This window comes from Serratia odorifera (assembly GCF_041448735.1).
Taxonomy (GTDB): Bacteria; Pseudomonadota; Gammaproteobacteria; order Enterobacterales; family Enterobacteriaceae; genus Serratia_F; species Serratia_F odorifera.
This window is the reverse complement of record NZ_JBGMUT010000020.1, coordinates 21,549-28,643: the sequence shown is the minus strand read 5'-3', so window position 1 is coordinate 28,643 and position 7,095 is coordinate 21,549. Positions and strand designations below refer to the sequence as shown.

7 protein-coding genes are annotated in these 7,095 nt (G+C 56.9%); 2 read left to right on the top strand and 5 right to left on the bottom strand.

Translation table 11 applies throughout. The features are described 5' to 3' along the window. The first annotated feature begins 494 nt into the window (after nt 1-494). Nucleotides 495-2,084 carry a bifunctional phosphoribosylaminoimidazolecarboxamide formyltransferase/IMP cyclohydrolase gene (purH, locus tag ACCC84_RS22980; RefSeq protein ID WP_004957794.1) on the top strand — a complete coding sequence of 530 codons (1,590 nt, stop codon included), beginning with the start codon at nt 495-497 and terminating at the stop codon, nt 2,082-2,084. A 51-nt stretch (nt 2,085-2,135) separates the two neighbouring features. After that, nucleotides 2,136-3,419, top strand: a complete 1,284-nt coding sequence (purD, locus tag ACCC84_RS22975) for a phosphoribosylamine--glycine ligase (protein WP_004957790.1) — start codon at nt 2,136-2,138, stop codon at nt 3,417-3,419. Between the two features lie 81 nt (nt 3,420-3,500). Here purD and ACCC84_RS22970 read toward each other — a convergent pair whose 3' ends face one another. The 5 genes from ACCC84_RS22970 to hemE all read right to left on the bottom strand — a co-directional run bounded on the left by ACCC84_RS22970 (nt 3,501) and on the right by hemE (nt 7,082). Continuing rightward, complete coding sequence (locus tag ACCC84_RS22970; RefSeq protein WP_198774133.1) at nt 3,501-4,172, bottom strand: DUF1481 domain-containing protein; 672 nt, start codon at nt 4,170-4,172, stop codon at nt 3,501-3,503. 36 nt (nt 4,173-4,208) lie between these two features. Next, nucleotides 4,209-4,481 carry a nucleoid-associated protein HU-alpha gene (hupA, locus tag ACCC84_RS22965; RefSeq protein ID WP_004957785.1) on the bottom strand — a complete coding sequence of 91 codons (273 nt, stop codon included), beginning with the start codon at nt 4,479-4,481 and terminating at the stop codon, nt 4,209-4,211. 189 nt (nt 4,482-4,670) lie between these two features. Beyond that, nucleotides 4,671-5,261, bottom strand: a complete 591-nt coding sequence (locus ACCC84_RS22960) for a YjaG family protein (RefSeq protein ID WP_198774132.1) — start codon at nt 5,259-5,261, stop codon at nt 4,671-4,673. A gap of 48 nt (nt 5,262-5,309) precedes the next feature. Continuing rightward, nucleotides 5,310-5,996, bottom strand: a complete 687-nt coding sequence (gene nfi / locus ACCC84_RS22955) for a deoxyribonuclease V (RefSeq protein WP_198774131.1) — start codon at nt 5,994-5,996, stop codon at nt 5,310-5,312. A 21-nt stretch (nt 5,997-6,017) separates the two neighbouring features. Beyond that, entirely contained in the window at nt 6,018-7,082 is a 1,065-nt protein-coding gene (gene hemE / locus ACCC84_RS22950) for a uroporphyrinogen decarboxylase (RefSeq protein WP_198774130.1), read from the bottom strand. Between the last annotated feature and the right edge of the window lie 13 nt (nt 7,083-7,095).

Sequence of the window (7,095 nt, the reverse complement as noted above, 5' to 3'; positions counted from 1 at the left end):
CCCACACAGATTGTCTGATAAATTGTTAAAGAGCAGTGAGTTACGCGCCGAAGCTTGTTAACTCGAGGTGGCGTATAATACGCTTTCCTCTTTCAGAGTCAACCCGTTTTTTCAGGATTTTTTCTCTTTCGTCCCGGCCGCGTTGTGAAGTGAATCACTTGCGCCGTGTCGATGGAGGCGCATTATAGGGAGTTCAGCGCAGGCCGCAACAGGTATTTTCAACAAAATCGATCGTTTGCTGCATTCCACAGCAAAACACGGCTTTATACCCTGTTTTGCACAAACTTATCCACAGAAGCCATTTGAGGGGAAAATTTACGAGCGCCGCGCAAACGTTTTCGCTACAATTCCCGACGATGAAACGGTCCCCTTTTACGGGGGCGTTAGCTGAATCTGTTCCTGCCGTTCTCTATATAGACGCTAAATAGAGGCAAAAGGTAGAGATTCACGTAACGCTCTTATTATTGCGACTCAAAAAGCCAAGGGATAAAACCATGCAACAACCTCGTCCAATCCGCCGGGCGCTGCTCAGCGTTTCTGACAAAGCCGGTATCGTTGAATTTGCCAACGCGTTGGTAAGCCGCGGCGTTGAACTGCTCTCCACTGGCGGCACCGCCCGCCTGCTGGCCGATGCCGGTCTGCCTGTTACCGAAGTTTCCGACTATACCGGCTTCCCGGAAATGATGGACGGACGAGTCAAAACCCTACACCCCAAGATCCATGGCGGCATTCTGGGACGTCGCGGGCAGGACGATGAGATCATGGCCCAACATGCCATCCAGCCGATCGATATGGTGGTCGTCAATCTGTATCCATTTGCCCAAACGGTAGCGCGCCCGGACTGCTCACTGGAAGACGCCGTCGAGAACATCGATATCGGCGGCCCAACCATGGTGCGCTCGGCGGCCAAGAACCACAAAGACGTTGCCATCGTCGTAAAGAGCAGCGACTACGCCGCCATCATTACCGAGCTGGACAACAACGCCGGTTCTCTGCTGTACAGCACCCGCTTTAACCTGGCGATCAAGGCCTTTGAGCATACCGCGGCTTATGACAGCATGATCGCCAATTACTTTGGTGCATTGGTGCCGGCCTACCACGGTGATACCGAACAACCTGCCGGCCGCTTCCCGCGTACGCTGAATCTGAACTACGTGAAGAAGCAGGATATGCGTTACGGCGAAAACAGCCACCAGCAGGCCGCCTTCTATATAGAAGAGAACCTGCACGAAGCATCGGTCGCTACCGCCACTCAGTTGCAAGGCAAAGCGCTGTCTTACAACAACATTGCCGATACCGACGCCGCACTGGAATGCGTCAAGGAATTTGCCGAACCGGCCTGTGTGATCGTCAAGCACGCCAACCCGTGCGGCGTGGCCATCGGCGAGAGCACGCTGTCCGCCTATGAGCGGGCCTACCAAACCGATCCAACCTCAGCGTTCGGCGGCATTATTGCCTTCAACCGCGAGCTGGATGCCGCCACCGCGCAGGCGATCATCAGCCGCCAGTTTGTGGAAGTGATTATCGCGCCAGCCATCAGTGAAGAAGCGCGCAGCCTGCTGGCAGGCAAACAAAACGTGCGCGTACTGGCCTGTGGCCAGTGGCAGCAACGCGTCGCCGGCCTGGATTTCAAACGCGTCAACGGCGGTTTACTGGTACAGGACCGCGATTTGGGCATGGTTAGCGAAGACGATCTGCGCGTAGTGACAGAACGTCAGCCTTCGGCACAGGAACTGCGTGATGCGCTGTTCTGCTGGAAGGTGGCTAAATTCGTCAAATCCAACGCCATCGTTTATGCCCGCGACAATATGACCATCGGTATCGGCGCAGGCCAAATGAGCCGCGTTTACTCCGCGAAAATCGCCGGTATCAAAGCCGCCGATGAAGGGCTGGAAGTGAAAGGCTCCGCCATGGCGTCTGACGCCTTCTTCCCGTTCCGTGACGGCATTGACGCGGCAGCGGCGGTTGGCATTACCTGTGTCATCCAGCCAGGTGGTTCAATTCGCGATGATGAAGTGATTGCCGCCGCCAATGAACACGGTATTGCCATGATCTTCACTGACATGCGTCATTTCCGCCATTAATTCTCTTTCATTGCGTGCGCACCGCTGCGCACGCCGTTCGTGGAGCACCTGATGAATATTCTAATTATTGGCAACGGCGGGCGGGAACACGCCCTGGCCTGGAAAGCCGCTCAGTCACCGCTGGCAGAGAAAGTGTATGTCGCGCCGGGCAATGCCGGCACTGCGCTGGAAGCAAACCTGGAAAACGTCGCTATCTCCGCGACGGATATCCCAGCACTGTTAGCCTTTGCACAAGACAACGATATCGGGCTGACCATTGTCGGTCCTGAAGCCCCACTGGTGATCGGCGTTGTGGACGCATTCCAGGCCGCCGGCCTGAAGATCTTCGGCCCGACGCAAGCCGCCGCCCAGTTGGAAGGCTCCAAGGCCTTTACCAAGGATTTTCTGGCGCGCCATCGCATTCCCAGTGCGGAATACCAGAACTTTACCGAAGTCGAGCCGGCGCTGGCCTACGTGCGCAGCAAAGGTGCACCGATCGTCATCAAGGCCGACGGCCTGGCCGCGGGTAAAGGCGTTATTGTCGCCATGACATTGCAGGAAGCCGAAGCCGCAGTTCAGGACATGCTGGCTGGCAATGCGTTCGGTAATGCTGGCCACCGCATCGTGGTGGAAGAGTTTCTGGATGGTGAGGAAGCCAGTTTTATCGTTATGGTCGACGGTGAGCACGTGGTGCCGATGGCCACCAGTCAGGATCACAAACGCGTCGGTGATGGCGACAGCGGCCCGAATACCGGCGGTATGGGCGCTTACTCTCCCGCACCGGTGGTGACCGACCAGATCCACCAACGCGTGATGGAGCAGGTTATCTGGCCAACGGTGCGTGGCATGGCGGCGGAAGGCAATACCTATGTCGGCTTTCTGTATGCCGGGCTGATGATTTCTGCCGATGGTCAGCCAAAGGTGATTGAATTCAACTGCCGCTTCGGCGATCCGGAAACGCAACCCATCATGTTGCGCCTGCGTTCCGATCTGGTCGAGCTATGCCTGGCGGGCGCCGAGGGCAAACTGGATCAGAAAACCTCCGAGTGGGACGATCGCCCTGCGCTGGGCGTGGTGCTGGCGGCCGGCGGTTATCCTGCCGATTACCGCACCGGTGACGTGATCCAGGGATTGCCGCAGCAGGCCAGCGCTGACGGTAAAGTGTTCCACGCCGGTACGCAAATGGCAGGCGATGAGGTAGTGACCAGCGGTGGGCGCGTATTATGCGTAACCGCACTGGGCGCAACGGTTGCCCAGGCACAGCAGCGCGCTTATCAATTGGCGGAAGGCATTCAATGGCCGGGCAGTTTCTGCCGTAAGGACATTGGTTACCGCGCTATCGCACGCGGCAAGTAACCCGGCTGCCGGTAGGGCGTAGTCCGCTGCGCCCTATCCTCAACTTTCCAGCCCTCCTGCACACCGAGCTGCGCTCGATGCCTACAGCGAGCTTTCCTTCGGTTCCCAGTTGCAGAAGTCTTCGTTAGCCACCAGCAATAGCTCACGCCCTTCCGGTGCTTCAAGCCAGGCAATACTCAATGGCCCACTGCTGTTTTGCGCACGCCGTTCAATCCAGGCGTTCGACGAGCTATTCAGCCCCGGATTGATCCGTTCTCCCGCACAGGTTTGCACCGTGCCCTGCTGCCAACGCCCCTGCAGCAATTGCACCTTGCCGGCACGCAATGCGTTACTTAACTCCAGCACGCGTCGCGCCTGGTATTTGTAGCGCGCAATATCATCACTGGATAACTGTTCACGTCGCGTGGCAAGCTGGCGCTGCATAAAGCTTACCGTGCCGTCATCGGCGAAGCGCAGTTGGATCGAGTCTTTATTACCGTCGGCGTCGACACGTTTGATCTGTCGTAGCTCGCCGTTCTGGTATTCATAGTGGGTGGTTACGGTGCCTATCCCGCGATAAGGGCTGTAAACGGTCATCAGCACCTGCGGGTGCTGCCGATCGTCATCTTTACGCCACAGGCGAATCGCCCCTTGATCGGCCACATAGCCGCTGGCGGTAAAGCTGGGAGGATCCTGATGCCAACTGCAGGCGCCCAGGCCAGCGGCAACGCCGATGACAATGAGCGCCCGTCGGACAAACAAAAGGGGCTTCAAAGCCCCCCTGTTTAATCTTTTCACCAACACGCGGTCTTACTTAACAGCGTCTTTCAGTGCTTTGCCAGAAACGAACGCAGGTACGTTAGCGGCTGCGATTTTGATTTCTTTACCAGTTTGTGGGTTGCGGCCAGTGCGCTCTGCACGATGGTTTACTTTGAAAGTACCGAAACCAACCAATTGTACTGCATCACCTTCTTTCAGAGACTCGGTAATGGCAGCCAGGGTAGATTCCAGAGCCAGTTTAGCCTGTGCTTTGGAAAGGTCAGCCTTGTCTGCGATTACATCAATCAGTTGAGTCTTGTTCATAAGTTATCCTTACAGTGTGTTTATCGTTTGCAAAGCATCGAGTGCGACGGATATGCCGATTGACAGCACTCTCCTGCATACACGCACCGATAGCCACTTTTTTTACGCCCCCCAAATGTAGACCAGACAGGGTGCGGATGTGAAGCCTTAAGGCATGACAAATCAGGCGTTAAATCACGTTTTCTTGCCTTATTGCGTTAAATTTATCCCGATGTTACTCACACCAGCCTCGCGAAGGTCGGATCGCAGCCCTTTGATCAGGTCTACATCGCGCTCCTCGCAGGCTGCCAACAGGCGGAAAATTTCCCATTGGATGTCCCATTCCTCCTCAACTGCCGGCATCACCTTCAGTTCTTCATCGGTCATTTCTTTCCCGGCCTGGGTCATTTCCAACATCGCCACGGTGCGAATTGAGGTTTCGCTGATGGCGACGGCGTGCTCCAACGTCTCCCCGCTGAGCCGCGAATGAATCAGTTCCCCTAATGCGATACAGGCATCGATCGCCGGGTAAACGCCGTAAAGATCGTAATCTTCTGCCGAAGGAATCGCCTGTTCCAACTTCTCAAGCTGACTATCGAAGTTGACCTTGGCGTCTTTCACTACCAGCGTTTCCCACACCAAATCCAGAATACGACGATAAATCGCCGGATCGCCAAACTCGGTTTGCAGGCAGAACATCTGGTAATTCGGGTACATACGCTCGCACAGACTAGCCATAAAGGTCAAATGTTGCCAGCTTTCAAGCTTTTCCAGACGTAAATGAATCGGGTTACGTAGCATTGTCTACTCTCTTACGCGTTATCTGCGGCGCAGTGTACCCGAAATCGCTCATGGCGACACCTCTGGATGCGCGGCCAGCCAGCGCTGGAAGGCCGGGCGGCGCGAGGCGATGGCATCGGCCCAGCGTGTCGGCTCCGGCAAACGGTAACCCGCCATGCAACGTTTTACCCAGGCCAGCGCGCTATCGGCGCTGACGCGATGGCCGGTGGCGATAAACAACGGGTTGCAACGTGCCTTGCTGCGCCATACCCAACCGAGCTGCTCGCCCTTGTCGAGCAGCGGCTCCAGAGCTCCCTGCACATCCTCCAGCGGCTCAAACGTACCGCACAGGCGTTTTTTCGCCACGCCAATGGTCGGTACGTCCACCAGCAGGCCAAAGTGGCTGGCGACCCCTAACCGGCGCGGATGCGAAATACCGTGCCCGTCGACAAAGATCAGGTCGGGTTTCTGCTGCAACTGTTGCCAGGCCGCCAGTAATGCCGGGTATTCGCGAAACGAGAGAAAGCCGGGGATGTAAGGCATGGTGGTGGCAACGCGGGCGATTTGATATTCCACCAGCGCCAGTGAGGGATAACGCAGGATGGCGATAGCGGCGCGCGTTACCGCGCCTTCCTGCTCGAAGCCAACGTCACAGCCGGCGATAAAGGCCGGCGGATCGACAATAAAATCATCCGTGCGGATAACGTCGGAAGCGCGCTGCAGCTGCTCGGCGCGCAAAGCCTGCGTATCAATCACTGCCCCTCCCCTTGAATCAGGTTAACGGTGATACCTGGCCGACAGCGCATGCACAGCGTCAACGAACACGCCGGCGTTTTCCGGCGGGACGTCCTGATGAATACCGTGCCCCAGGTTAAACACATGCCCCTCGCCGTGGCCGAAGCCAGCCAGGATAGTTTCCACTTCCTGTTCGATGCGTTGCGGTGCAGCATAAAGCATGGAAGGATCCATGTTGCCCTGCAGCGCAACTTTATTGCCAACCCGGCGGCGCGCATCGGCAATATCGCAGGTCCAATCGAGGCCCAGCGCATCGCAGCCGGTCGCCGCCATCGCTTCCAGCCACTGGCCGCCGCCTTTGGTAAACAGCGTCACCGGCACCCGCCTGCCGTCATGCTCACGGATCAGGCCGTCAACGATCTTATGCATGTAATTGAGTGAAAACTCGGCATAATCGCGACCGGTCAGTACGCCACCCCAGGTATCGAATACCATCACCGACTGCGCACCGGCCCTGATTTGGGCGTTGAGATACAAAATGACGCTATCCGCCAGTTTATCCAACAGCAGATGCAGCGTCTGCGGCTCGGCATACATCATTTTCTTCAGCTTGGTAAACGCCTTGCTGCTGCCGCCTTCGACCATATAGGTCGCCAGCGTCCACGGACTTCCGGAGAAACCAATCAGCGGTACCTGCCCCTTCAGTTCACGGCGAATGGTGCGTACCGCGTTCATCACATAACCCAGTTCGTCTTCCGGATCGAACAACGGCAGTTTTTCTACCTCGGCGCGGCAGGTAATCGGCGACGAGAAACGCGGACCTTCGCCGGTTTCAAAGTAGAGCCCGAGCCCCATGGCATCAGGGATGGTCAGAATGTCGGAGAACAGGATCGCCGCGTCAAGCGGATAACGGCGCAGCGGCTGTAACGTCACCTCGCAGGCCAGCTCGGCATTTTTGCACAGCGACATAAAATCACCGGCCTGAGCGCGTGTTGCCTTGTACTCCGGTAAATAACGACCGGCCTGGCGCATCATCCATACGGGGGTGACGTCCACCGGCTGGCGCAGCAGCGCGCGCAGGTATCGATCGTTTTTCAACTCATTCATTTATCGGGCTCCC

What these genes read in the sequence shown, in the direction of transcription:
- purH (WP_004957794.1), top strand. Translation starts at nt 495, where the DNA reads ATGCAACAACCTCGTCCAATCCGCCGGGCGCTGCTCAGCGTTTCTGAC.
- ACCC84_RS22960 (WP_198774132.1), bottom strand. Translation starts at nt 5,261, where the DNA reads ATGCTACGTAACCCGATTCATTTACGTCTGGAAAAGCTTGAAAGCTGG.
- hemE (WP_198774130.1), bottom strand. Translation starts at nt 7,082, where the DNA reads ATGAATGAGTTGAAAAACGATCGATACCTGCGCGCGCTGCTGCGCCAG.
- hupA (WP_004957785.1), bottom strand. Translation starts at nt 4,481, where the DNA reads ATGAACAAGACTCAACTGATTGATGTAATCGCAGACAAGGCTGACCTT.
- purD (WP_004957790.1), top strand. Translation starts at nt 2,136, where the DNA reads ATGAATATTCTAATTATTGGCAACGGCGGGCGGGAACACGCCCTGGCC.